This window comes from Pararhizobium sp. O133, from assembly GCF_051669845.1.
Classification (GTDB): Bacteria; Pseudomonadota; Alphaproteobacteria; order Rhizobiales; family Rhizobiaceae; genus Pararhizobium.
On the sequence record NZ_CP196426.1, the window covers coordinates 1,697,388 to 1,720,887 of the forward strand.

19 protein-coding genes are annotated in these 23,500 nt (G+C 61.3%); 17 read left to right on the forward strand and 2 right to left on the reverse strand.

Annotation, left to right across the window (positions count from 1 at the left end):
- Positions 1 to 188: 188 nt before the first annotated feature.
- Positions 189 to 1,352 carry a dihydrodipicolinate synthase family protein gene (locus tag ACST81_RS08140; protein ID WP_438752421.1) on the reverse strand — a complete coding sequence of 388 codons (1,164 nt, stop codon included), beginning with the start codon at positions 1,350 to 1,352 and terminating at the stop codon, positions 189 to 191.
- 322 nt (positions 1,353 to 1,674) lie between these two features.
- Between ACST81_RS08140 and ACST81_RS08145 the strand changes: the two genes are divergently transcribed.
- The 5 genes from ACST81_RS08145 (at position 1,675) to ACST81_RS08165 (ending at position 7,865) form a co-directional block, all read left to right on the forward strand.
- The gene (locus ACST81_RS08145) at positions 1,675 to 2,724 is read left to right on the forward strand and encodes a LacI family DNA-binding transcriptional regulator (RefSeq protein WP_438752422.1); all 1,050 of its coding nucleotides are present in this window, start codon (positions 1,675 to 1,677) and stop codon (positions 2,722 to 2,724) included.
- Positions 2,721 to 3,722, forward strand: coding sequence for a Gfo/Idh/MocA family protein (locus ACST81_RS08150; protein ID WP_438752423.1), 1,002 nt, complete (start codon positions 2,721 to 2,723; stop codon positions 3,720 to 3,722). Before ACST81_RS08145 ends, ACST81_RS08150 begins: the two co-directional genes overlap by 4 nt.
- 246 nt (positions 3,723 to 3,968) lie before the next feature.
- A complete protein-coding gene (locus ACST81_RS08155; RefSeq protein ID WP_438752424.1) occupies positions 3,969 to 5,582 on the forward strand; it encodes an acyl CoA:acetate/3-ketoacid CoA transferase in 1,614 nt (537 codons plus the stop codon).
- Entirely contained in the window at positions 5,575 to 6,354 is a 780-nt protein-coding gene (locus ACST81_RS08160; protein ID WP_438752425.1) for an enoyl-CoA hydratase/isomerase family protein, read from the forward strand. The genes ACST81_RS08155 and ACST81_RS08160 overlap by 8 nt, the downstream gene beginning before the upstream one ends.
- Positions 6,354 to 7,865, forward strand: coding sequence for an aldehyde dehydrogenase family protein (locus ACST81_RS08165; RefSeq protein WP_438752426.1), 1,512 nt, complete (start codon positions 6,354 to 6,356; stop codon positions 7,863 to 7,865). Before ACST81_RS08160 ends, ACST81_RS08165 begins: the two co-directional genes overlap by 1 nt.
- A 282-nt stretch (positions 7,866 to 8,147) precedes the next feature.
- Here the strand turns inward: ACST81_RS08165 and ACST81_RS08170 are convergent, their stop codons facing one another.
- A complete protein-coding gene (locus tag ACST81_RS08170) occupies positions 8,148 to 9,191 on the reverse strand; it encodes a LacI family transcriptional regulator (RefSeq protein ID WP_438752427.1) in 1,044 nt (347 codons plus the stop codon).
- A gap of 335 nt (positions 9,192 to 9,526) precedes the next feature.
- Here ACST81_RS08170 and ACST81_RS08175 point away from each other — a divergent pair, with 335 nt between their 5' ends.
- The 12 genes from ACST81_RS08175 (at position 9,527) to ACST81_RS08230 (ending at position 23,499) form a co-directional block, all read left to right on the forward strand.
- The gene (locus tag ACST81_RS08175) at positions 9,527 to 10,774 is read left to right on the forward strand and encodes an ABC transporter substrate-binding protein (RefSeq protein WP_438752428.1); all 1,248 of its coding nucleotides are present in this window, start codon (positions 9,527 to 9,529) and stop codon (positions 10,772 to 10,774) included.
- Between the two features lie 173 nt (positions 10,775 to 10,947).
- Positions 10,948 to 11,826, forward strand: a complete 879-nt coding sequence (locus ACST81_RS08180; protein WP_438752429.1) for a carbohydrate ABC transporter permease — start codon at positions 10,948 to 10,950, stop codon at positions 11,824 to 11,826.
- On the forward strand, positions 11,826 to 12,707 hold the full coding sequence (locus ACST81_RS08185) for a carbohydrate ABC transporter permease (RefSeq protein WP_438752430.1): 882 nt from the start codon (positions 11,826 to 11,828) through the stop codon (positions 12,705 to 12,707). The genes ACST81_RS08180 and ACST81_RS08185 overlap by 1 nt, the downstream gene beginning before the upstream one ends.
- Before the next feature lie 4 nt (positions 12,708 to 12,711).
- A complete protein-coding gene (locus ACST81_RS08190) occupies positions 12,712 to 13,824 on the forward strand; it encodes an ABC transporter ATP-binding protein (RefSeq protein ID WP_438752431.1) in 1,113 nt (370 codons plus the stop codon).
- Positions 13,825 to 13,833: 9 nt separating this feature from the next.
- Positions 13,834 to 15,333: an FAD-dependent oxidoreductase gene (locus ACST81_RS08195; RefSeq protein ID WP_438752432.1), complete on the forward strand. Its 1,500-nt coding sequence runs from the start codon at positions 13,834 to 13,836 to the stop codon at positions 15,331 to 15,333.
- Positions 15,330 to 16,103 carry a 3-ketoacyl-ACP reductase gene (locus ACST81_RS08200; protein WP_438752433.1) on the forward strand — a complete coding sequence of 258 codons (774 nt, stop codon included), beginning with the start codon at positions 15,330 to 15,332 and terminating at the stop codon, positions 16,101 to 16,103. Before ACST81_RS08195 ends, ACST81_RS08200 begins: the two co-directional genes overlap by 4 nt.
- Positions 16,104 to 16,271: 168 nt before the next feature.
- Positions 16,272 to 17,927: a GMC family oxidoreductase gene (locus tag ACST81_RS08205; RefSeq protein ID WP_438752434.1), complete on the forward strand. Its 1,656-nt coding sequence runs from the start codon at positions 16,272 to 16,274 to the stop codon at positions 17,925 to 17,927.
- Between the two features lie 9 nt (positions 17,928 to 17,936).
- Positions 17,937 to 18,251 carry a Dabb family protein gene (locus tag ACST81_RS08210; protein ID WP_438752435.1) on the forward strand — a complete coding sequence of 105 codons (315 nt, stop codon included), beginning with the start codon at positions 17,937 to 17,939 and terminating at the stop codon, positions 18,249 to 18,251.
- A gap of 6 nt (positions 18,252 to 18,257) precedes the next feature.
- Positions 18,258 to 19,526 carry a glycerate kinase type-2 family protein gene (locus ACST81_RS08215; protein WP_438752436.1) on the forward strand — a complete coding sequence of 423 codons (1,269 nt, stop codon included), beginning with the start codon at positions 18,258 to 18,260 and terminating at the stop codon, positions 19,524 to 19,526.
- A gap of 120 nt (positions 19,527 to 19,646) precedes the next feature.
- Positions 19,647 to 20,573, forward strand: coding sequence for an ArsR/SmtB family transcription factor (locus ACST81_RS08220; protein WP_438752437.1), 927 nt, complete (start codon positions 19,647 to 19,649; stop codon positions 20,571 to 20,573).
- Between the two features lie 114 nt (positions 20,574 to 20,687).
- Complete coding sequence (gene arfA, locus ACST81_RS08225) at positions 20,688 to 22,199, forward strand: arabinosylfuranosidase ArfA (protein WP_438752438.1); 1,512 nt, start codon at positions 20,688 to 20,690, stop codon at positions 22,197 to 22,199.
- 208 nt (positions 22,200 to 22,407) lie between these two features.
- On the forward strand, positions 22,408 to 23,499 hold the full coding sequence (locus ACST81_RS08230; protein WP_438752439.1) for an ABC transporter ATP-binding protein: 1,092 nt from the start codon (positions 22,408 to 22,410) through the stop codon (positions 23,497 to 23,499).
- Position 23,500 lies beyond the last annotated feature (1 nt).

Here is a 23,500-nt window from a genome sequence, read left to right on the forward strand (position 1 = left end):
GGACGCGGTGAGGATTCCGAACACGCTTAAACTCACCCCCCTCCGTCACTTCGTGACATCTCCCCCTCAAGGAGGGAGATTGTTCTTTTCCCTTGATGCTCAGAAGCTTGCGGCTCATCTCCACCCTTGAGGGGGAGATGTCGGCGTCGCCGACAGAGGGGGTATACCTCAAGCTCGAACGTCGCGGATCAAACCCCCTGCGTCACCAGAAACGCCTTCATCCGCTCCACTGCCAGGTCCGGCTTGTCCAGCACATTGGCCTTGTCGGCCAGGCGGAAGATGTCGGCGTAGTGCAGGACGCCACGCGCCGACTGCATGCCGGCGGGCATGGTGAAATGCTGCTGGTGGCCGTTCAGCCAGGCGAGGAAGACGACGCCCGCCTTGTAATACTGGGTCGGCGCCTCGAAAATTTTGCGGGATAGCGGAACGGTCGGCTCGATGACGGCGCGGAAGGTATCGACATCGCCGGATGCCAGCGAGGCCAGTGCCTTCGAGGCGGAAGGGGCGACAGCATCGAAGATGCCGAGCAGGGCGTGGCTGTATTTCTTCCCATCGCCTTCGATCAGTTCGGCATAATTGAAATCGTCGCCGGTGAAGCAGAGAACGCCGTCCGGCAGGCGGTTGCGAAGAGCGATTTCACAAGCGTTGTCGAGCAGCGAAATCTTGATGCCCTCGACCTTGGCCCTGTTCTCCTCGATGATTGACAGGACGGTGTCGAGCGCGGTCTCGAAGGTCTCTGATCCCCAATAGCCCCTCAACTGCGGATCGAACATGTCGCCCAGCCAGTGCAGCACGACCTTGTCCTTCGTCTGGGACAGGATACGGCCGTAGACCTTGCGGTAATCGTCCGCCGACGTGGCGATGATGGCAAGCGCGCGGCTTGCCATCATGATCGAGCGGCCACCTTCCTTTTCGACGAAACCGATCTGCGTTTCGTAGGCGCGGATGACGTCGTCGAGCGAGCGGGTGTCTGCTGGCGCAAGGTGATCGGTCCCCGCGCCACAGGCGAGATCGGCACCCGGAACGGTGCGCGCATCCGAAAGCGAGCGGCGGATCAGTTCCTGCGCGCCGGCCCAGTCCAACCCCATGCCGCGCTGCGACGTGTCCATCGCCTCGGCGATCTTGAAGCCGAGCGCCCACAGATGATGGCGAAACGCCATGGTCGTGTCCCAATCGATCGCCGGGCGACCCCATGGCTCCATATCGCGCAGTGGATCGGAGACGACATGGGCCGCTGCATAGGCGATGCGGTTGAAGACCGGCACGGATGTCGGCCGCGCGATCGGAGTCCCCGACAGTTGATAGGTCTCAAGCGTGCCGTCGGCGCGCGGCAGCGACAGGGTGGCGGACATGCAGGCTCCTCCTTGGGATATTGAAAGCCGAATAATTTAGATCGTTCCAAATTTCAAGGGATAATTTGTCGGAAAACTCTTGCTGTCGCGCACCCGAGGTGAGCGCACAAGGCTTTTCATACAATGTCAGAAACAGGGTATTTGTAAAAATAATTATTATTTATCAGTATATTAATCTCAGCTGGCCGATTGCTTTGCGGGCCTCGACTGCGGGCGATCACAATGCAAAATCGATTTTGTGAAAACCCGCTTGACAAAATTGGAACGTTCCAATCATCTAAGGGCAATTGCTGAGGCGATAAGACCTCGCTGGGAGGAAGATGTGGGCAAGGAACGGGTAACGGTCATCGATATTGCGCGCGCCGCTGGCGTGTCGAAGTCGACCGTGTCGCTCGTGTTGCAGGCGAGCCCGCTGGTCAATGAAGCCACTCGCGCCAAGGTCAACGCCGTCATTCGCGAGCTCGGGTACGTCTACAATCGCGGCGCCGCCAACCTGCGCCAGTCCAATTCCAAATCCAAGATCATCGGCATCGTCGTCAACGACCTGACCAACAGCTTCTTTGCCGAACTGGCCGTCGGGGTCGATATGGTCGTGCAGTCGGCCGGTTACGTACAGTTCCTATCCAACAGCGGCGAAAGCGTCGATCGTCAGCGCGAGGTCATCGCCTCGATGCGCGAGCATGGCATTTCCGGTCTGATCCTGTCGCCGGCGCGCGGCACGGAGGCGGCCGACCTGAAGCCGTTGGTGGCGAGCGGCATCCCGGTCGTCAACGTGGTGCGCCAGGTCGCCGGCGCCAAGGTATCGTCGTTGGTCTCGGACAATCATGCCGGCATGCGCGATGCGGTCCGTCATCTCGCCGGGCTCGGACATCACCGGATTTCCTTCCTTGGCGGCTTTCCCGATACCGCCGTCTTCAACGAGCGCATGCAGGGCTATCGCGACGCACTAGCCGATATGGATCTGGCCGTTCATGACGAATTGGTCGTCAGTTCCGCGCCGTCGCGCGCCGGTGGCGTCGCGGCGATTGAGCGGGCACTCATGTTGCGCGAGCGACCGACGGCGGCCGTTTGCTTCAACGATGCGGTTGCCTTCGGCGTCTGCGACGGGCTACGCGCCCATCGTCTCGATCCGGGCGAGGATTTTGCCGTCATCGGCTTTGACGATGTCATCGAGGCGCAGACGGCAGTGCCGGCACTGACGACGATCTCCGTCGATCCGCAGGGCATGGGCCGCCGCGCCGCGCAACTTTTGCTGAAACAGATCAATGCCGGAAAGGCCGATGCGGAAGCCATCGTCGGTTCAGTACGGCTCGTCGTGCGCCAGAGTTGCGGCTCCGCGACAGATAAAAGAGAAAGGTTGTCCTTGCTATGACACGTTGGGGTTTGATCGGGGCAAGCACGATTGCCCATGAATGGGTGATCGATGCGATCCGTGCCGTTGGCGGCGAAATCGTTTCGGTGATGAGCACGAGCGCCGAGCGCGGTGCGAAATATGCTGCGGATCATGGCATCCCGAAATCCGTCACGAGCGTCGCCGACCTTGTCGGCGATCCCGATGTCGATGCTGTCTATATTTCCACGACCAACGAATTGCATCGCGACCAGGTTCTCGCTGCGGCGAAGGCTGGAAAGCACATTCTCTGCGAAAAGCCGCTGGCCATGTCGCTGGACGACGCCCATGCCATGGTTAAGGCTGCCAAGGATGCCGGCGTCGTCATGGCGACCAACCATCATCTGCGTGGTGCCGCGACCCACAGGGCGATGCGCGACGCCATTGCCGCCGGCAAGATCGGCAAGCCACTCGCCGCCCGCGTCTGCCATGCCGGCTACCTGCCGGTGCATCTGCAGGGCTGGCGCCTGGACAAGCCGGAGGCGGGCGGCGGCGTCATTCTCGATATCACCGTGCATGACACCGACACGCTGCGCTTCGTGCTCGGCGATGATCCGGTCGAGGCGATCGCGTTCGGCCAGTATGGCGGCATGGCGCAGGCGGGCCTGGAAGATGCGACCATGGGCGCGCTGCGGTTCAAGTCGGGCCTGCTGGCGCAATTCCATGATGGCTTCACCACCAAATATGCCGTCACCTCCTTCGAGGTGCATGGCTCGGAAGGCTCCCTGTTCGGCCGCAACTGCATGACGCAGAAGCCGGTCGGTACCGTCACCCTGCGCAATGCCGATGGCGAGACGGAACTGCCGCTCGATCATCGCAATCTCTATGAAAACACGCTGATCGCCTTCGATGCCGCGATTGCCGGCAAGGGCAAGCCGCTGTGCAGCGGTGAGGATGGCATCTGGTCGCTGGCGACCGGGCTTGCCGTGGTCAAGGCAGCGCAGGCGGGCGGAACCGTCGCGATCGAACCGGGATTTTGAGAGTATGGCACGCGAGGCTGGTGGACGGGCGCATTCGGAAACGGAGATTGCGGATTTCCTCTTCTCCCCAGCGGGGAGAAGTGCCGAGCGGCTGCGAGGCGATGAGGGGGGTGCCAGCGAAGCTGGCGCCAGTCAGGTTGCCTTCGGCCCCCCTCATCCGGCGCGTCGCGCCACCTTCTCCCCGCTGGGGAGAAGAGGGAGTACGCCGCATCTGACAACCAGGATTACTGCTGAAGAGTTCTACCAATGAGCAAGCATATCACCCCGGCCGAGGCTGCCGCCCTGATCCCCGACGGAGCGACCGTGTCCGTGTCGTCTTCGAGTGGTCTTGGCTGCCCGGACCTGATGCTGAAGGCGATCGGCGAGCGGTTCGATCAGACCGGCCATCCGCGCGACCTGACGACCCTGCATCCGATTGCCGCCGGTGACATGAGCGGCATCAAGGGCGTCGATTATATTGCGAAGAAGGGTCTGTTGAAGAAGATCATCGGCGGTTCCTATCCGTCCGGTCCGTCGACATCCGAGCCGCCGCTGATCTGGCAGATGATCGGCAGCAACGACGTTGCGGCCTATAATATTCCGTCCGGCGTACTGTTCGACATGCACCGCGAAGCCGCCGCAAAGCGGCCGGGCGTCTTGACCAAGATCGGTCTCGACACCTTCGTCGATCCGTCCCGCCAAGGCTGCGCGATGAATGCGGCGGCGGCCGCCGAACCGGTCGTGAAGAAAATGGAATTCGAGGGCGAGGACTGGCTCTATTTCAAGGCCATCGTGCCACAGGTGGCGATCATCCGGGCAACGACGGCCGACGAGCGCGGCAATCTCACCTATGAGCACGAGGGCGCCTATCTCGGCGGTCTCGATCAGGCGCTCGCGGCCCGCAACAATGGCGGCATCGTCATCGCGCAGGTGAAGCGCATCACCAAGTCCGGTTCGCTGAAGCCGCACGATGTACGCGTGCCCGGCATGCTGGTCGATTACGTCATCGTCGATCCCGACCAGAAGCAGACGACGCTGACGGATTACGACCCGGCCATTTCCGGCGAGATTTTCCGGCCCCTCGACAGTTTCCGCGTGCCCGAATTCAACATCCAGAAGGTCATCGCCCGCCGCGTCGCACAGGAGCTTCAGGGCGGATCTTGCGTCAATCTCGGCTTCGGCATCTCGGCCAACGTGCCGCGCATCCTGCTGGAAGAAGGCCTGCATGGCGCGGTGACCTGGGTTATCGAACAGGGCGCTGTCGGCGGCGTGCCGCTGCTCGATTTCGCCTTCGGCTGCGCCTCGAATGCCGATGCCTTCATGCCGTCACCCTATCAGTTCACCTATTTCCAGGGGGCCGGCTTCGACGCCTCGCTGCTCTCCTTCCTCGAGATCGACAAATCAGGCTCGGTCAATGTCTCGAAACTCTCCTTCAGGCCGCATGTGACGGCAGGGGCGGGCGGTTTCGTGGACATCACCGCGCGAGCGAAGAAGATCGTCTTTTCCGGCATGTTCAACGCCGGCGCCAAGCTTTCGATGGCGGACAGCACGCTGGTGATCGAGAAGGAAGGCAAGCTGAAGAAGCTGGTCAACGAGGTGGAACATGTCACCTTCTCCGGCCGCCGCGCCGTCGAACAGGGACAGGATATCACCTATGTCACCGAGCGTTGCGTGATGAAACTGACGCCCGAGGGTATCGTGCTGACGGAAATCGCACCCGGTGTCGATCTGCAGACGCATATTCTCGACCAGTCGGAATTTCCGCTGATCGTTTCCGATGACCTGAAGGTCATGGATGCGGCGCTGTTCCACGAGGCGCCGATCGGTCTGACGTTGCCGCAAAAGCCGTTGCGAACGCTGGAAGGAGCTTCGCATGTCTGACGTCCGCATCCGCATCGACATCGAGGATGCCATCGCCATCCTCACCATCGCACGCCCCGAAAAGCTTAACGCATTCGACATCGAGATGCTGAAGGCGCTGGCGTCGGCCTGCGATACGGTCGAGGCGGACGGAAACATTCGCGTTGTCATCCTGACCGGTGATGGCAAGGCATTCTGCGCAGGGGGCGACATCAAGGCATGGGGTGCGATGCGTCCGGAAGAATTCGGCCATCAATGGGTGCGCTTCGGCCACCGGGTGTTCGAGCGGCTGGCGACACTGCGCATGCCGGTGATCGCGGCCATGAACGGCCACGCGCTGGGCGGCGGCATGGAACTGGCGGGTGCCGCAGATATCCGCATCGCCGAACAGCAGATCAAGATCGGCCTGCCGGAAACGAGCCTCGGCATGGTGCCGGGCTGGTCGGGCACGCAGCGTCTGGTCAAGCGGTTCGGCGCGCAGATCGTCCGGCGCATGGTGCTCGGCGGCGAGATGTTTTCCGCTGAGGAAGCGCGCGCGAACGGGTTGGTGGACGCGGTCGTCGAGACCGGAACGGTTCTGGCGGCGGCCAAGGAGTATGCCGGGCGCATCGTCAAGCGCGGTCCGGCGGCACTCGAAATCTGCAAGCTGATGATCGCTTCGGCGAATGGCGAAGACAATGGCACGGCAGTCGAGGCGCTGGGATCGATCCTGGCCGCCAAGACCGGCGACATGAAAGAGGGTGTCGCGGCCTTTTCCGGCAAGCGCCCCGCGGAATTCAAGGGAGAATGGTAATGACGGTTCTGGTGAAGCCGAAGTCGCTCGGCGATATCGCGGTGCGTGATTTCAAGATGCTGATCAATGGCAAATGGACCGATGCCGCCGAGGGCAAGACGCTGGAGCGCGTGGCGCCGGGGCATGGCGTCACCGTCAGCCGCTATCCGGCTGCGAAAAAGGCGGATGCCGAGCGTGCCATCGCGGCCGCACGGCATGCCTTTGACGACGGAGCATGGCCACGGATGACGGCGTCGGAGCGCTCGCTGGTGCTGTTGAGGGCTGCCGACATGATTGCCGCGCGTGCGGATGAACTCGCCTATCTCGATTGCATCGAAAGCGGCAAGCCGATCAGCCAGGCAAAGGCCGAACTCGGCGGTGCTGCCGACATTTGGCGCTATGCTGCGGCCCTTGCCCGTGACCTGCATGGCGAAAGCTACAACACGCTCGGCGACGGTACGCTTGGTGTGGTGCTGCGCGAAGCGATCGGCGTCGTCTCCATCATCACGCCCTGGAACTTCCCGTTCCTGATCGTCAGCCAGAAGCTGCCGTTCGCACTCGCCGCCGGCTGCACGACAGTGGTCAAGCCATCCGAACTGACATCCGCCTCGACGCTGGTTCTCGGCGAAATCCTCGAAGCGGCCGGAGTTCCCGCCGGTGTGGTCAACATCATCACCGGCACGGGTCCGGATGTCGGTGCGCTCATGACCTCGCATCCGGACGTCGACATGGTTTCGTTCACCGGCTCGACCGGTGTCGGTAAGCTGACGATGACCAATGCGGCGCAGACCCTGAAGAAGGTGTCATTAGAGTTGGGTGGCAAGAACCCTCAGATCGTCTTCCCGGACGCCAATCTCGACGATTTCATCGATGCCGCCGTTTTCGGGGCCTATTTCAATGCCGGCGAATGCTGCAATGCCGGCTCGCGGCTGATCGTTCACCGCGATGTTGCCGATGACGTCGTTCGTCGGGTCGCCGAGCTTTCTGCCAAGGTCAAGGTCGGTGATCCCCTGGATCCTTCGACGCAGGTCGGCGCCATCATCACGCCGCAGCACCTGGAAAAGATCATCGGTTATGTCGCCGCTGCTTCCGGCAACGGTGCAACCGTATCGCATGGCGGCTCGGCACTCGATCTCGGCTCCGGCCAGTTCATGTCGCCGACCATCCTATCGTCCGTCACGCCGGACATGGCGGTGGCACGCGAGGAAGTCTTTGGCCCGGTCCTTTCCGTCCTCACCTTCGAAACGACGGAGGAAGCGATCCGCATTGCCAACTCCATCGATTACGGTCTGTCGGCCGGTGTGTGGAGCCGCGACTTCGACACCTGCCTGACGATCGGCCGCAAGGTACGGGCGGGCACGATCTGGATGAACACCTTCATGGACGGCGCATCCGAACTGCCCTTCGGCGGCTACCGCCAGTCTGGTCTCGGCCGCGAACTCGGCCGCCATGCGGTCGAGGATTACACCGAGACCAAGACGCTCAACATGCATATCGGTGGCCGCACCGGCTGGTGGATGCCGCGGTCGTAAGACGGGTTGATTTGAGGCGATGAGGAGAAAGGAGGTCATGGAATGCTGCGAGTAGAACAGAGTTTTGGCATGGCCTCGTGTTCAGGCGGGGCGGCGCACTCTCTCTTCTCCCCAGCGGGGAGAAGAGCCGAGCGGATGCGAGGCGATGAGGGGGGCGTAGGCGAAGCCGGAGCCACTTCAGGAATACTTCAATGGTGGCCTTTGGCCCCCCTCATCCGACCCTTCGGGCCACCTTCTCCCCGGCGGGGAGAAGAGGGAGCGCGCCGAGCCGCTAAGAGCCGATCAAACCACTCCAAACCTGATCTGCGGCTTCAACAAAACCTGCATGTCCGTCGCCTTATCCCCCGCAATGCGAGCCAGGAGAACGCGGCCCATCTGTCTGCCGGTGTCGGTCAGGTCCTCGTAGATCGTCTCGACCTTCGGCTGGATCTGGCTGAGCAGTTTGGACGTCCGCTTGGCGACGATGTCGTATTCGCGGCCGAGCGTCAGGCCGTGGTCGCTCATGCCGGTAATGGTGGCAAGCGCCGAGACCTCGCCGCCGCAGGTGAAGCCATCGGGGGCGCCCGGCTGGCCGGCGCGCCTACTCATAAAATCGCGGATCTGTTCGACGGGACAGTCGAGGTCGATCTCGTCGGGAATCTCATATTCGACGCCGGCCTCGCGCACGGCGGTCATGAAGCCGTGCAGGAGATATTGCGAGAAGGTCATGCGCTTGGGCGGCAGGATGATCATCGGTTTGCGCCGGCCGCGGGAGATCAGCCGCTTGGTGGCCTCATAGGCGAAGGAGAAATTGTCGTAATCGACGTAAGGATGCGGCGTGGTGAATTCAGTCCGGCCGTGGGTAACGAACGGAAAGCCGTTTTCCAGCAGAAGCCGGACGCGGGGGTCGAAAGGTTCGGTGCGCGAGAAGATCAGTCCGTCGGCCATGCCGTTGCGGACGACATGGCGGACCGCATCGATATTGGCGCCGTTGATGAAGTTCGGCATGACGATCAGATGGTAAGCGGTATCCTGCAACGCCTGGGCGAGGCCATGCATCAGCGAAATGCCGTAGCCGAGGATTTCCTCGTGCGGATCGAGCAGGACGCAGATGACGTTGGTCCTGCCGGTCTTCAGGCGCTGTGCGGCACGATCCGGCAGGTAACCGATCTCGGCTGCGACCTCGTGCACACGTCGGCGGGTTTCGGCGGAAATCTGCGGCGCGTTGCTGAGCGCCCGCGATACCGTGGTGACGGCAAAGCCCGTCAGGTCGGCGATCGTCCGCAGTGTCGGTTTGCCGCTTTTCAGCAGGACATCCGTTGCCGAAGGTCTGGGAGTGTCGGCCAATGAAATACTCCCTCGAGGTGATGATAGGCCGCTTTTGTAACGTTAGACGAACGCTGGCGCAATGCGTTTGTGCAAACGTTTTAAATCATACTTTTCCCGCTGTTCTTGTTGCGGTGCGGAATCGCCGTTTCTGCTTATAATCAGCCAAATTCAGCGTGTTAAGTCTATTACAGAGGAGATGGGTTGCGGTGCTTGACTTGGTACGGTTTATAACGTTTTAAATGTGCCAGCGGTGGAGAACCGCGGACCAATTGCTTCTCCGTTTTGGGACGGAATGGCATTCAACGGCGGGGAGGAGTTTCCCGCTTTTCAGACTTGCAAACGGGAGGATTACGATGCGCAAGTTTATGACGACGACAGCAATTGCAGCACTGATGATGACGGGCGGCACTGCCGTTCATGCCGCCGAAAGCGTCGAAGTTCTGCATTGGTGGACTTCAGGCGGTGAAGCAGCCGCCCTGGACGTCCTGAAGAAGGATCTGGAAGGCAAGAGCATTTCCTGGACCGACATGCCGGTTGCCGGTGGTGGCGGTACGGAAGCCATGACCGTGCTTCGCGCCCGCGTCACGGCCGGCAATGCCCCGACGGCAGTGCAGATGCTCGGCTTCGATATTCTCGACTGGGCCAAGGAAGGCGCACTCGGCAATCTCGACGAGATCGCTGCCAAGGAGGGCTGGGACAAGGTCATCCCGACGGCACTGCAGCAGTTCTCCAAGTATGACGGCCACTGGATCGCTGCTCCGGTCAACGTCCACTCCACCAACTGGATGTGGATCAACAAGGCAGCCCTCGACAAGGCCGGCGGCAAGGAACCGCAGAATTGGGACGAACTCGTCGCTCTTCTCGATAACTTCAAGGCGCAGGGCCTCACGCCGATCGCGCATGGCGGCCAGCCTTGGCAGGATGCGACGATCTTCGACGCTGTCGTTCTCTCGCTCGGCACCGATTTCTACAAGTCCGCCTTCATCGATCTCGACCCGGCAGCTCTCGGTGGTGACAAGATGAAGACCGCTTTCGAGCGCATGACCAAGCTGCGTTCCTATGTCGACGACAACTTCTCGGGTCGTGACTGGAACCTGGCATCGGCCATGGTCATCGAAGGCAAGGCCGGCGTTCAGTTCATGGGGGACTGGGCCAAGGGCGAATTCGTCAAGGCCAAGAAGGTGCCGGGCACCGACTTCGTCTGCATGCGCTACCCGGAAACGCAAGGCTCGGTCACCTTCAACTCCGACCAGTTCGCGATGTTCAAGGTTGCCGACGACAAGGTACCCGCTCAGATGCAGATGGCTGCGGCGATCGAAAGCCCGACCTTCCAGTCGGCCTTCAACGTCGTCAAGGGGTCGGCTCCGGCTCGCACCGACGTGTCGAACGAAGCGTTCGACGATTGCGGCAAGAAGGCCATCGCCGACCTCGCCGACGCCGACAAGAACGGCAAGCTGTTCGGTTCCATGGCGCACGGCCATGCCAACCCGGCTGCCGTCAAGAACGCCATCTACGACGTCGTGACGCGCGAATTCAACGGTGAACTCACCGCTGAGGAAGCCGTCAAGGAACTGCCGGCCGCTGTCGCTGCCGCTCAGTAATACGTCCATCACCGGCGTCGTTTTGCCCCTCATCCGGCCTTTCGGCCACCTTCTCCCCGTCGAAACGGGGAGGAGGGACAAGCGGCAAACTCCGTCGTCCCCTCTCCCCGCAAGCGGGGAGAGGGCTAGGGTGAGGGGCATTGGTTCACTTACATTTTACGGTGGTATTCGCCATGGATAGCCGCAGCCGGCTGCAGGATATTGTGCCAAAACTGGTGCTTGCTCCCAGCTTCCTCATTGTCCTCGTCTTCGTTTATGGCTTTATCGCCTATACGGGCTACCTGTCGGTGACCGACAGCAAGATGCTGCCCTCCTACAATTTCGTGGGCCTCAGCAATTATTCCAAGCTCTGGGCCTTGCCGCACTGGTGGCGCGCGATCTCCAACCTGGCGATCTTCGCGACGCTCTATATCGTCATCTGCTCGGTGCTGGGGCTGGGGCTGGCCATTCTGCTTGATCAGAAGATTCGGATGGAAGGGCTGTTGCGGCCGATCTATCTCTATCCGATGGCCCTGTCCTTCATCGTGACCGGAACCGCCTGGAAATGGTTCCTCGACCCCGGCATCGGCCTTGAAAACACCATGCATCTCTGGGGTTGGGAAAGCTTCACCTTCAACTGGATCAAGGACCGCAACTACGCGATCTACTGCGTCGTCATCGCCGCCGTGTGGCAATCCACCGGCTTCGTCATGGCGATGTTCCTCGCCGGCCTGCGCGGTGTCGACAACGAGATCATCAAGGCAGCCCAGATCGATGGCGCCTCGACCACGACGATCTACCGGCGGATCATCATTCCGCTGATGCGGCCGGTGTTCCTGTCGGCCTTCGTCGTGCTCGCTCACCTCGCCATCAAGGCTTACGACCTGGTCATCGCGCTGACCGGCGGCGGTCCGGGGCAGGCGACCGAACTGCCGGCGACCTTCATGTATTCCTACACCTTCACCCGCAACCAGATGGGCATCGGCGCGTCGTCGGCGATCATCATGCTGGTGATGATCTTCTCGATCATCATCCCCTACCTCTACTCCGAAATCAAAGGGGAGAAGCGCTGATGAGCATTCAGAGCCCCGACAATGCCATTTCCAGCGGGCGCCTGACCCGCGCCATGATCTATTCCGTGCTGATCCTGTTTGCGGCCTATTCGCTGCTGCCGCTCTACGTGATGCTGGTCAATTCCTTCAAGCCGCTGGACGAAATCCGCCAGGGCGGCATGCTGAACCTGCCGATGACCTGGACGCTCGATCCCTGGCGGTCCGCCTGGTCGACGGCGCAGATCGGCGTGCAGCCGACAGGCCTGCGTCCATTCTTCATCAACTCGATCCTGATGGTCGTTCCGGCTGTAGCGATCTCCACCATTCTCGGCGCGCTTAATGGCTATGTGCTGACCAAGTGGCGGTTCCCGGGCTCCGGCATCTTCTTCGGCATGTTGCTTCTGTCCTGCTTCATTCCGTTCCAGATCGTGCTCATTCCGATGGCCCGCATGCTCGGCATATTCGGCCTGGCCGGCACCACCAGCGGCCTTGTCTTCGTGCACATCGTCTACGGCCTGGGCTTTACCACGCTCTATTTCCGCAATTACTACGAAGCGTTCCCGACCGAACTGGTGCGTGCGGCACAGATCGACGGCGCCAGCTTCTTCCAGATCTTCCGGCGAATCCTCCTGCCGTCGTCCGGCCCGATCATCGTCGTTTCGGTCATCTGGCAGTTTACCAATATCTGGAACGACTTCCTGTTCGGGGCTTCATTCTCCGGCGCGGATTCGGTGCCGATGACGGTCGCGCTCAACAATCTCGTTTCTTCCTCGACAGGGGTGAAGGAATACAACGTCCATTTCGCAGGCGCGATCCTCGCCGCCCTGCCAACACTTGTCGTCTACATCGTTTCGGGCCGCTACTTCGTCCGGGGCCTGATGTCCGGCGCCGTGAAGGGTTAAAGTCATGTCCTTTCTGAAAATCACCAACCTTCGCAAGTCCTACGGTGCGCTGGAAATCCTCAAAGACATCAACCTGGAAATCGACGAAGGCGGCTTCCTCGTGCTTGTCGGCCCGTCCGGCTGCGGCAAGTCGACCCTACTCAACACGATTGCCGGTCTGGAACCGATCACCTCGGGCGAGATTGCCATCAACGGCAAGTCGGTCGCCGGTCTACACCCGTCCAAGCGCGACATCGCCATGGTCTTCCAGTCCTACGCGCTCTATCCGAACATGACGGTTGCCGGGAATATCGCCTTCGGCATGGAAATTCGCGGCGTGCCGAAGGTCGAGCGCGACAAGGCGATCAAACAGGTTGCCGACATGCTGCAAATCGGCCATCTGCTAGAGCGCAAGCCGAGCCAGCTGTCCGGCGGCCAGCGCCAGCGCGTCGCCATGGGCCGCGCGCTGGTGCGCAATCCGCAGGTCTTCCTGTTCGATGAACCGCTCTCCAACCTCGACGCGAAGCTGCGCGTCGATATGCGCACCGAGATCAAACGCCTGCACCAGCGCATGAAGACGACGATCGTCTACGTCACGCATGACCAGATCGAGGCGATGACGCTGGCGACCAAGATCGCCGTGCTGAAGGACGGCGTGCTGCAGCAGTTCGGAACGCCGGCCGAGATCTACAACAACCCGGCCAACCTGTTCGTCGCGGACTTCATGGGCTCGCCGGCGATGAACCTGTTGACCGCAACGGTCGAGGGAAGCGGCAATGATCTGCGCGTCTCGCTGGTTCGCCCCGATGCCGAGCCGCTGCATCTTCCGGTCAACCAGATCGGCGGTCTTGCTGCCTACTCCGGCAAGCAGGTCGTCTTCGGCATCCGCCCCGAAGCACTGACCGACCCGGATGGCGCCGATCGCAACGCCCGCTCGGTGTTCGAGGGTGATTGCCTGATCGAAGTGGTGGAACCGGCCGGTTCCGATACGTTCGCTGTCACCAAGCTTGGTGGCAAGGAAGTCGTCGCCCGTCTTCGCGCCGATGCCCGCATCGCGCCCGGCCAGAACACGCGGCTTGCCTTTAACCTGGACAAGGCGGTCTATTTCGATCCGCAAAGCCAGCACCGTATCGGCTGAGTTTACGTCATGGCACAGCAGCCCGATATCGTCATCATCGGCTCCGGCATCGGCGGGGCGACCATCGCCGCCGGGCTTGCCGGCTCGGGCGCACGCATCGTGATCCTCGAGCGCGGCGAGCGTCTTCCCGATACGCCGGAAGCGCGCAGCTATCGCTCAATCTTCGTCGACGGCCATTTCCGGCCCAAGGAGATGTGGCGCGAGCCGGACGGGACGTCGTTCAATCCCGGCAACTTCTATTTCGTCGGCGGCAATTCCAAGCTCTTCGGCGCGGTCTTGCTGCGCTATCGCGCCGAGGATTTCACCGAGATGCAGCATCTGGGCGGCGTCTCGCCGGCCTGGCCCTTTCCCTATGAGGAACTGGAGCCATGGTACGGCAAGGCGGAGCGGCTGTTTGCGGTGCGCGGCGAACTTGGACAGGATCCGACCGAGCCCGCCCACTCGACGCCGTATTCCCATGGTCCCGTGCCGGACGAACCGGCGATTGCCCGTGCCCGCGCTGAGTTGAAGGCACAGGGGCTGCATCCGGCAACCCTGCCGCTCGGCGTCGATATCGAGGCATGGCTGGCGGGCGGAAAGACGCCATGGGATGGCTTTCCGAACGCCGGCAAGGGCAAGATGGATGCCGAGACCGCGCCGCTCGCCGCAGCCTTGAAAGACCCGAATATCGAACTGATCACCTCCGCTCATGTCGAGACGCTGGAGGCTGGCCCAAGCGGCCGGATTGAGGCTGTTCATTACACCCACAGGGGTGAGAAGAAGAAGCTGTCCCCGAAGCTGGTCATCTTGTCGGCGGGCGCGATCAATTCCGCCGCGATCCTTCTGCGGTCCGGCGACGGCAAGGGGCTCGCCAACCGATCCGATCAGGTCGGCCGCAATTTCATGAACCACAATTCCAGCGCCATGCTGGCGATCAACCCGTTCCGGCGCAATGACAGCGTCTACCAGAAGACGCTGATGCTGAACGACTATTACCTGACCGGAGGCCGGGATAATCTGCCGCTCGGCAATGTCCAGTTGCTCGGCAAGATCAATGGGGACATCCTCAAGACCAATGCGCCCTGGTACGCGCCGCGCTTTGCCCTCGACTTCATGGCCGGCCATGCCGTCGATTGGTACATGATGACGGAGGATCTGCCAAACCCCGAAAGCCGGATCATGGTCGATGGCAAGGGCATCGTCATGCAGTGGCGGCGCTCCAATCTGGAATCGCTTTCGGGCCTTGAGGCGAAGATGCGTGCGCATTTCAAGGCGGCCGGTTATCCGATCGTGCTGTCTCGGCCGTTCGACAAGCGCACGCCGTCGCATCAGTGCGGCACGGTGCGCATGGGCAACGATCCGGCCTCGGCGCCACTCGATCCGCTCTGCCGGGCCTACGATCATTCCAATCTCTATGTCGTGGACGGCGGCTGCCTGCCGACCTCGGCCGCCGTCAATCCGGCCTTGACCATCGCCGCCCAGGCGCTGCGCGTCGCCGATCACATCATCTCGAAGGAACTGGCGGCATGACGGAGAAAAAACGTCCCGTTGCCATCGTCACCGGTGGCCGCCGCGGCATTGGGCTTGGCATTGCCAGGGCATTGGCAAAAGGCGGGTTCGATATCGTCATCACCGGCATCGGCGAGCCGAACCAGGTGGGCGGTGTGCTCAATGATCTGGTGGCGCTTGGGGCAAGGGCAATCTTCCTGAAAGCCGATCTCTCCGATCTTGCCGGCCATCAGGCGACCGTTGACGCCATCCTGTCGCAGTTCGGTTCGATCGACTGCCTCGTCAACAATGCCGGCATGGCCTCGGTGGTGCGCGGCGATTTCCTCGATCTTGCCCCCGACAATTTCGATACGATCCTTGCCACCAACCTGCGCGGTACGGTCTTTTTCACGCAGGCCGTGGTGAAGGCCATGCTGGCGGGCGCGGCAGGCAGCCATCGATCGGTGATCAATATCACCTCGGTCTCGGCTGCCATGACTTCGCCCGAGCGGCTGGACTACTGCATCAGCAAGGCTGGGCTTGCGGTCTTTTCGCAAGGACTGGCGTTGCGGCTTGCCGAGACCGGCATTTCCGTCTTCGAGCTGCGTCCGGGTATCATCCGCTCCGACATGACGGCGGGCGTTTCGGCGAAATACGATGCGCTGATCGATGGCGGGCTGGTGCCGATGAAGCGCTGGGGCGAGGCGGATGATATCGGCGGCATGGTCGCGGCGCTGGCCAGCGGCAGTTTCGGGTTTGCGACGGGCACGGTGATCAGCGCTGACGGCGGGCTTTCGATTGGAAGGCTGTGAAGGAAATGGCTCGTGTTGATTGCCCCTCACCCTAGCCCTCTCCCCGCAAACGGGGAGAGGGGACTACAGAGTTTGCGGCACGGTCCTTCTCCCCGTTTCACGGGAGAAGGTGCCCGACAGGGCGGATGAGGGGCGAACCCTCGACAATTGGATTTTAAGGACGACGACATGGGCTATGACTATATCATCACCGGCGCCGGGCCTGCCGGCTGCGTGCTGGCCAACCGGCTGACGGAAGATGCCGAGGTCAAGGTGCTGTTGCTGGAAGCGGGCGGCAGCGACTGGAACCCGTTGTTCCACATGCCGGCCGGCTTTGCCAAGATGACCAAGGGCGTTGCCAGCTGGGGCTGGGAGACCGTGCCGCAGAAGCACATGAAGAACCGCGTGTTGCGCTATACGCAGGCCAAGGTGATCGGCGGCGGTTCCTCGATTAATGCGCAGCTCTACACGCGTGGCAATGCGGCCGATTACGATCTCTGGGCCAGCGAGGACGGCTGCACCAGCTGGGATTATCGCAACGTGCTGCCCTATTTCAAACGCTCGGAGGACAACCAGCGTTTTGCCGACGACTACCATTCCTATGGCGGCCCGCTCGGGGTTTCGATGCCCGTGTCCGGCCTGCCGATCTGCGATGCCTATATCCGCGCGGGCCAGGAACTCGGCATTCCCTACAATCACGATTTCAACGGCAAGCAGCAGGCGGGTGTCGGGTTCTATCAGTTGACCCAGCGCAATCGCCGCCGCTCGTCGGCGTCGCTCGCCTATCTCAACCCGATCAAGAACCGCAAGAACCTGACCATCCGGCTCGGCGCACGCGTCACCCGGATCGTGCTGGAGGGAACACGCGCTGTCGGCGTCGAGGTGGCGACAGCGGGGGGCCTGGAGATTATCCGCGCCGAGCGCGAGGTGCTCGTCTCATCCGGCGCCATCGGTTCGCCGAAACTGTTGCAGCAGTCCGGCATCGGCCCGGCCGATCATCTGCGTTCCGTCGGTGTCGAGGTGAAGCACGATCTGCCGGGCGTCGGCTCCAACCTGCAGGACCATCTTGATCTCTTCGTCATTTCCGAATGCACCGGCGACCATACCTATGACGGCGTGGCGAAGCTCCACCGGACGCTCTGGGCCGGATTGCAATATGTCCTGTTCCGCTCCGGACCGGTTGCCTCGTCGCTGTTCGAGACAGGCGGCTTCTGGTATGCCGACCCGAATGCGCGCTCGCCCGATATCCAATTTCATCTGGGCCTCGGTTCCGGCATCGAGGCGGGTGTCGAGAGGCTGAAGAATGCCGGTGTGACGCTCAATTCCGCCTATCTGCATCCGCGTTCCAAAGGTACTGTGCGTCTCTCCTCGTCCGACCCCGCGGCAGCCCCGCTGATCGATCCCAACTACTGGAGCGATCCGCATGACCGCAAGATGTCGCTGGAGGGGCTGAAGATCGCCCGCGAAATCTTCCAGCAGGATGCGCTGAAGCCCTATATCATGGCCGAGCGCCTGCCGGGTCCGAAGGTGATGACCGACGACGAGCTGTTCGATTACGGCTGCGCCAACGCCAAGACGGACCACCACCCGGTCGGGACTTGCAAGATGGGCACCGGCGCTGACGCCGTCGTCGCTCTTGATCTCAGGGTACACGGTCTGCAGGGCCTGCGCGTCTGCGATTCATCCGTGATGCCGCGTGTTCCCTCTTGCAACACCAACGGGCCGACGATCATGATGGGCGAGAAGGGATCCGACATCATCCGCGAAAAGCAGCCCCTGCCTGCGGCGGTCTTTTCCCATGAACGCAACGACCAGCGGCCGCGTGCGCGCGCCGATATCCGATAGGAGGCTCCCATGATCCGCCATTGTGTCTTCGTCCGCTTCAAGGCCGATATTTCCGCCGCCGAGCGTGCATCGATCCTCGCCGATATCGCGGCGCTGCAGCCGCTCGTCCCGGGCTATCTGTCCGTCGAGATCGGCCCGAATGTCAGCCCCGAAGGGCTCGGCAAGGGCTATACCGATGGCTTCATCATCGATTTCAAGGATGCGGCGGCGCGCGATGCCTATCTCGTCCACCCCGCCCATGAAAAGGCCGGCGGCCGGATCGTTGCAGCCACCCAAGACGGCATCGACGGCGTCTTCGTCTATGATTTCGAACTTGCGGGCTGACCACGCATGAGCCTTCAGCCCCGCGCTTTCCTCGCCAGCCTGTTTGCGGCGGCTGTCGAGGCTGCCGATCCCCTTGCTGCGATCCGCGCCCATCTGTCGGAAAAGCCGAAGGGGCGTACGATCGTCGTCGGCGCCGGTAAGGCGGCAAGCCAGATGGCCGCCGCTTTCGAAAGCCTCTGGGACGGGCCGCTGGAAGGAGCGGTCGTTGCGCGGCACGGGCCGATCGTGGACTGCAAGCGTATCCGCGTTCTGCAATCGGCGCATCCGGTGCCTGACGAGGCGGGGCTGGAGGGATCGGCGGAATTGTTGCGGCTGGTCGAGGGGCTGACGCCGGATGATCTCGTCGTCGCGCTGGTCTCCGGCGGCGGCTCGTCGCTTCTGCCCGCACCGCCCGAAGGCCTGACGCTCGCCGACGAGATTGCCGTCAACAGGGCGCTTCTTGCCTCCGGCGCGCCGATCTCGGCCATGAATGTGGTGCGCAAGCACGTGTCCCGCATCAAGGGCGGGCGGCTGGCTTTTGCCGCCCATCCGGCCCGCGTCGTCAGCCTGATCGTTTCGGATGTTCCGGGTGACAATCCCGCTTTTGTCGCTTCCGGCCCGACCATTCCCGATCTCTCGACACCACAGGATGCTCTGGCGATCGTTGCCCGCTACGGCATGGTTCTGCCGGAAGCGGTCATGCGCCATCTGGTGTCCGATCAGGCCGCCGCTCCGCGCCCCGATCACTCCGTTTTCAACAACCAGACCCATCACGTCATCGCGTCGGCAGCCGTGTCGCTCGATGCGGCTGCGGTAACGGCCCGGGCGCTCGGCGTCGAGGCGGTGATCCTGTCCGATGCGATCGAAGGGGAGGCGCGCGATATCGGCCGCATGCATGCGGCGATCGCCCGGGAAACGGCGCTGCGCGGCCGGCCGTTCCAAAAGCCGGTCGTCATCTTGTCCGGCGGTGAAACCACGGTGACCATTTCGGGGGAAGGCTATGGCAAGGGCGGGCGCAACAGCGAGTTCCTCTTGTCCTTCGCTCTGGATATCGACGGCGTCGACGGCATTCATGCGCTGGCTGCCGATACGGATGGCATCGACGGTTCCGAGGACAATGCCGGCGCCTTTGCCGACGGCACCACGGTCGCCCGCATGCGGGCTGCCGGTGCCGATCCCCGCGATCATCTCGCCCGGCATGATGCCTGGACGGCGTTCAACGCCAGCGGCGACCTGTTCGTGCCCGGTCCCACCGGCACCAATGTCAACGATCTGCGCGCGCTGCTAATCGTTTAGACTCTCCTCAAACCTACGTTTTGAAAGCGACGGCTGACAAAGCGCCGTTGACCATATCATTTTTTTTGATATTAATTGGCTTTGCTGGTGGAGCAGCACGATGGAGCGCGGGAATAGCTGATGAGCCGAAATTTTCTAGTCATCGATCCAGAAGAGGGAATGGCTGTCCTGAAGGGGCTCGCCTCGACGTCCCGGATCGCGATGCTCAAGCTCCTGCACGTCAAAGGCCCGCAAAACGTCAACGAAATATCTGAAATCCTTGGACTTCCCCAGTCCACGGTCTCGACAAACGTTGCTATTCTGGAGGAGGCCGGGCTGATCCGTACGGAATCGCAGAAGGCGCGCAAGGGCAACCAGAAGATCTGCTATTCGAATTTCGATGAGGTGCTGGTCGTCTTCAAGGACGATATCAAGGCGCTGAAATCCAGCGGTATCGAGGTCGCCATGCCGCTCGGGCTCTATACGAGTTGCGAGGTGACCGGCCCGTGCGGCCTCTGTTCTGTCGATGGGATCATTGGGCTGCTCGATGTGCCCGACACCTTCCTCGACCCCGACCGGATGAAGGCCGGACTGATCTGGTTCACGCGCGGTTATGTCGAATACCAGTTCCCGAACAATGCGCGGCTTACCAATACGCAGATCGAAGAGATTGAATTCGCAATGGAATTGAGTTCGGAGGTGCCCGGCACCAGCGCCGATTGGCCCTCCGATATCACCCTTTCCGTCAATGGCGTCGATACCGCGACCTGGACATCTCCGGGAGATTATGGCGACAAGCGCGGCGTCTTCACGCCGGACTGGTGGAAGCTGAAGGGTTCGCAATACGGAAAGCTGAAGAACTGGCGGATTGCTGCCGACGGCACCTATATCGATGGCTTGAAGATATCCGATGTCGCGCTCAGCGATCTCAAGCTGTCGGAGCACCATTCGATCCGCTTGCGCATCGCGGTGCGCGAAGATGCCAAACATCCCGGTGGAATCAATATCTTCGGTCGTGGCTTCGGCAATTACGACCAGGATATCGTCATGCGCCTTACAACGAAATAATGGATATAAACCCGAATTTCTGAATTATCATACTTGACGTTCATGCGGCGTTCCTCTTAATTATCGACAAAAGTGATTAACATCACAAAAGACGATTATTTGGGAGGGCATGCCGTGAAGGCTACCGTTATCGCGCACCGTGACTATGTGATTTCGCAGATCGATGAACGCCTTTATGGCTCCTTCATCGAGCATCTGGGCCGGGCTGTTTATACCGGCATCTATGAACCGGATCATGACACGGCCGATGAAAACGGCATGCGCAAGGATGTCATCGATCTCGTCAAGGAATTGAAGGTTCCCGTCGTTCGCTATCCCGGCGGCAATTTCGTCTCGGCCTATAACTGGGAAGACGGCATCGGCCCGAAGGAAGATCGCCCGACGCGGCTCGATCTTGCCTGGCACACATCCGACAGCAACCAGGTCGGCATTCACGAATTTTCCGATTGGTGCGACAGCGTCGGCACGGAAATGATGCTGGCCGTCAATCTCGGCTCGCGCGGTCTCGATGAAGCCCGAAACTTCCTCGAATATGTCAATCATCCCGGCGGCAGCAAATGGAGCGACATGCGCATCGCCAACGGTCGCGCCGAGCCGTTCAACACCAAGCTCTGGTGCCTCGGCAACGAGATGGATGGTCCCTGGCAGATCGGCCACAAGACGGCTGACGAATATGGTCGTCTGGCGCACGAGACCGCCAAGGCCATGCGTGCCTTCGACAACTCGCTCGAACTGATCGTCTGCGGCTCGTCGAATGCCCATATGCCGACCTATCCGGAATGGGAAGCGACCGTCCTCGAGCATACCTACAATGAGGTCGATTATATCTCGCTGCACATGTATTTCGAAAACCGGGCCGGTGACACGGCGAACTATCTCGCCCAGAATGTCGAGCTCGACAATTACATCGCCACGGTTTCCGGCGTCATCGATTACGTCAAGGCGAAGAAGCGTTCGAAGAAGCAGATCTATATCTCCTTCGACGAGTGGAACGTCTGGTACCATTCCAAGGAGCAGGACAAGGCGCTGCTCGCCGGCAATCATGGCTGGCCGCATGCCCCGGCACTTCTGGAAGACATCTACAATTTCGAGGATGTGCTGCAGGTCGGCCTGATCCTCAACACATTCATCCGTCGCTCCGACGTGGTGCGCATCGCCTGCATCGCGCAGTTGGTAAACGTCATCGCGCCGATCATGACGGCACCCAACGGTGCCGCCTGGCGCCAGACGATCTTTTATCCCTATTATTTCGCCTCGGTCTTCGGTCGTGGCACGGCGCTCAATCTGGCGGTCAACTCGCCGACCTATGATGCGCCGGTCGCGGAAAAAGTGCCTTTCATCGATGTTTCCGGTGTTCACGATGCCGAAGGCAAGACGGTCACCTTCTTCGCGGTCAATCGTCACCTGACGGACAGTATCGAGACGGAGTTCAGTCTGGCCGGTTTCGAGAAGGCCGAGATTCTCGATCACCAGGTGATGACGCACGCCGATCTGCGCGCCGTCAACACCGCCGAAAACCCCGACAATGTCGCACCGCGCAAGGGCTCGGGCGCGTCGATCAAGGGCGATGTGGTCTCGGTCACTCTACCGCCACTGTCCTATCAGGTCATCCGTGTAAAGGTCTGAAGGTTTATATATCATAATAATTGATATATATCATAAATGTTGACTTGATCTTCTTTTCGGAGATACTCGGCGCTGCGGAGATGGCGCCGAGACTGGGGAGGGATCAGGTCGAGGACTGCATAATCTGCGGAATGGCCGGGTTGGTTTGAGTGGGCGCCAGTGCCTGAACACCCATCGGGACTGTTCCATCACGGCAAGGGAGGTTGACGTGACGGCGCATATCGAGATCAAGGACGTGGTCAAGCGTTTCGGCGCGGCGACGGTCATCGACCATCTTTCACTGTCCATCGATCCCAATGAATTCATGGTCTTTCTCGGACCGTCCGGCTGTGGGAAATCGACGCTGTTGCGCATGATCGCAGGCCTGGAAAGCGTCGACGAGGGCACGATTTCCATTAACGGCCAGCGGATCGACAACCTGCCGCCGGGCCAGCGCGATATCGCCATGGTGTTCCAGTCCTATGCGCTCTATCCGCATATGTCGGTTGCCGACAACATGGCCTTCGGTCTGCGCAATATCGGCATTTCCGACGACGTCATTTCAGCCCGCGTGACGGAGGCCGGCCGCATGCTGGAGATCGGCCATCTCATGGAGCGTAAACCAGGCCAGCTTTCGGGCGGCCAGCGCCAGCGTGTCGCCATCGGCCGGGCCATCGTCAAGGAGCCGAAAGCGTTTCTGTTCGATGAGCCCCTGTCGAACCTCGATGCGGCCTTGCGCGTCCGCACCCGCGTCGAACTTGCCCAGCTTCGCCACCGCGTCAAATCCACGATGATCTTCGTCACCCATGACCAGATCGAGGCGATGACGCTCGCCGATCGCATCGTCGTCATGAACAATCGCAGGATCGAGCAGATCGGCACGCCGATGGAAATCTACTCCCGGCCGGCGACGCGCTTCGTCGCGACCTTCGTCGGTTCGCCGGCCATGAACTTTGTCGATGCCACCCTGGACACTTCAGGTGCCAACGTCACCGCCCGGTTTGCCGGTGGAGTCTCGGTCGAAACCGATATCGGCTCCAATCAACTGGATGAGGGCAAGTACACGTTCGGCATCCGCTCGGAAGATGTGCGTGTGACCCCGACGGGGCAGGGCAATGCCGAAGGCGTGGTGGATGTGATCGAGCGGCTGGGCGAGCGCACGCTGGTCTATGCGCGTCTTGGCGATGGCCAGCAGATCGTCGGCTCCGATGCCGGCAATAGCGCAGTCTCGGTCGGCGATCGCATCGGTCTTTCCTTCGATGGCCGCAAGTCGCATCTCTTCAACGAGGCCGGGCATGCCTGGCATGCGAGAGGGGTCTGAG

Excerpts from the sequence above, each read along its gene's own strand:
- ACST81_RS08140 (WP_438752421.1), bottom strand. The coding sequence starts at position 1,352 with ATGTCCGCCACCCTGTCGCTGCCGCGCGCCGACGGCACGCTTGAGACC.
- ACST81_RS08150 (WP_438752423.1), top strand. The coding sequence starts at position 2,721 with ATGACACGTTGGGGTTTGATCGGGGCAAGCACGATTGCCCATGAATGG.
- ACST81_RS08155 (WP_438752424.1), top strand. The coding sequence starts at position 3,969 with ATGAGCAAGCATATCACCCCGGCCGAGGCTGCCGCCCTGATCCCCGAC.
- ACST81_RS08160 (WP_438752425.1), top strand. The coding sequence starts at position 5,575 with ATGTCTGACGTCCGCATCCGCATCGACATCGAGGATGCCATCGCCATC.
- ACST81_RS08165 (WP_438752426.1), top strand. The coding sequence starts at position 6,354 with ATGACGGTTCTGGTGAAGCCGAAGTCGCTCGGCGATATCGCGGTGCGT.
- ACST81_RS08175 (WP_438752428.1), top strand. The coding sequence starts at position 9,527 with ATGCGCAAGTTTATGACGACGACAGCAATTGCAGCACTGATGATGACG.
- ACST81_RS08180 (WP_438752429.1), top strand. The coding sequence starts at position 10,948 with ATGGATAGCCGCAGCCGGCTGCAGGATATTGTGCCAAAACTGGTGCTT.
- ACST81_RS08185 (WP_438752430.1), top strand. The coding sequence starts at position 11,826 with ATGAGCATTCAGAGCCCCGACAATGCCATTTCCAGCGGGCGCCTGACC.
- ACST81_RS08190 (WP_438752431.1), top strand. The coding sequence starts at position 12,712 with ATGTCCTTTCTGAAAATCACCAACCTTCGCAAGTCCTACGGTGCGCTG.
- ACST81_RS08195 (WP_438752432.1), top strand. The coding sequence starts at position 13,834 with ATGGCACAGCAGCCCGATATCGTCATCATCGGCTCCGGCATCGGCGGG.
- ACST81_RS08200 (WP_438752433.1), top strand. The coding sequence starts at position 15,330 with ATGACGGAGAAAAAACGTCCCGTTGCCATCGTCACCGGTGGCCGCCGC.
- ACST81_RS08205 (WP_438752434.1), top strand. The coding sequence starts at position 16,272 with ATGGGCTATGACTATATCATCACCGGCGCCGGGCCTGCCGGCTGCGTG.
- ACST81_RS08210 (WP_438752435.1), top strand. The coding sequence starts at position 17,937 with ATGATCCGCCATTGTGTCTTCGTCCGCTTCAAGGCCGATATTTCCGCC.
- ACST81_RS08215 (WP_438752436.1), top strand. The coding sequence starts at position 18,258 with ATGAGCCTTCAGCCCCGCGCTTTCCTCGCCAGCCTGTTTGCGGCGGCT.
- ACST81_RS08220 (WP_438752437.1), top strand. The coding sequence starts at position 19,647 with ATGAGCCGAAATTTTCTAGTCATCGATCCAGAAGAGGGAATGGCTGTC.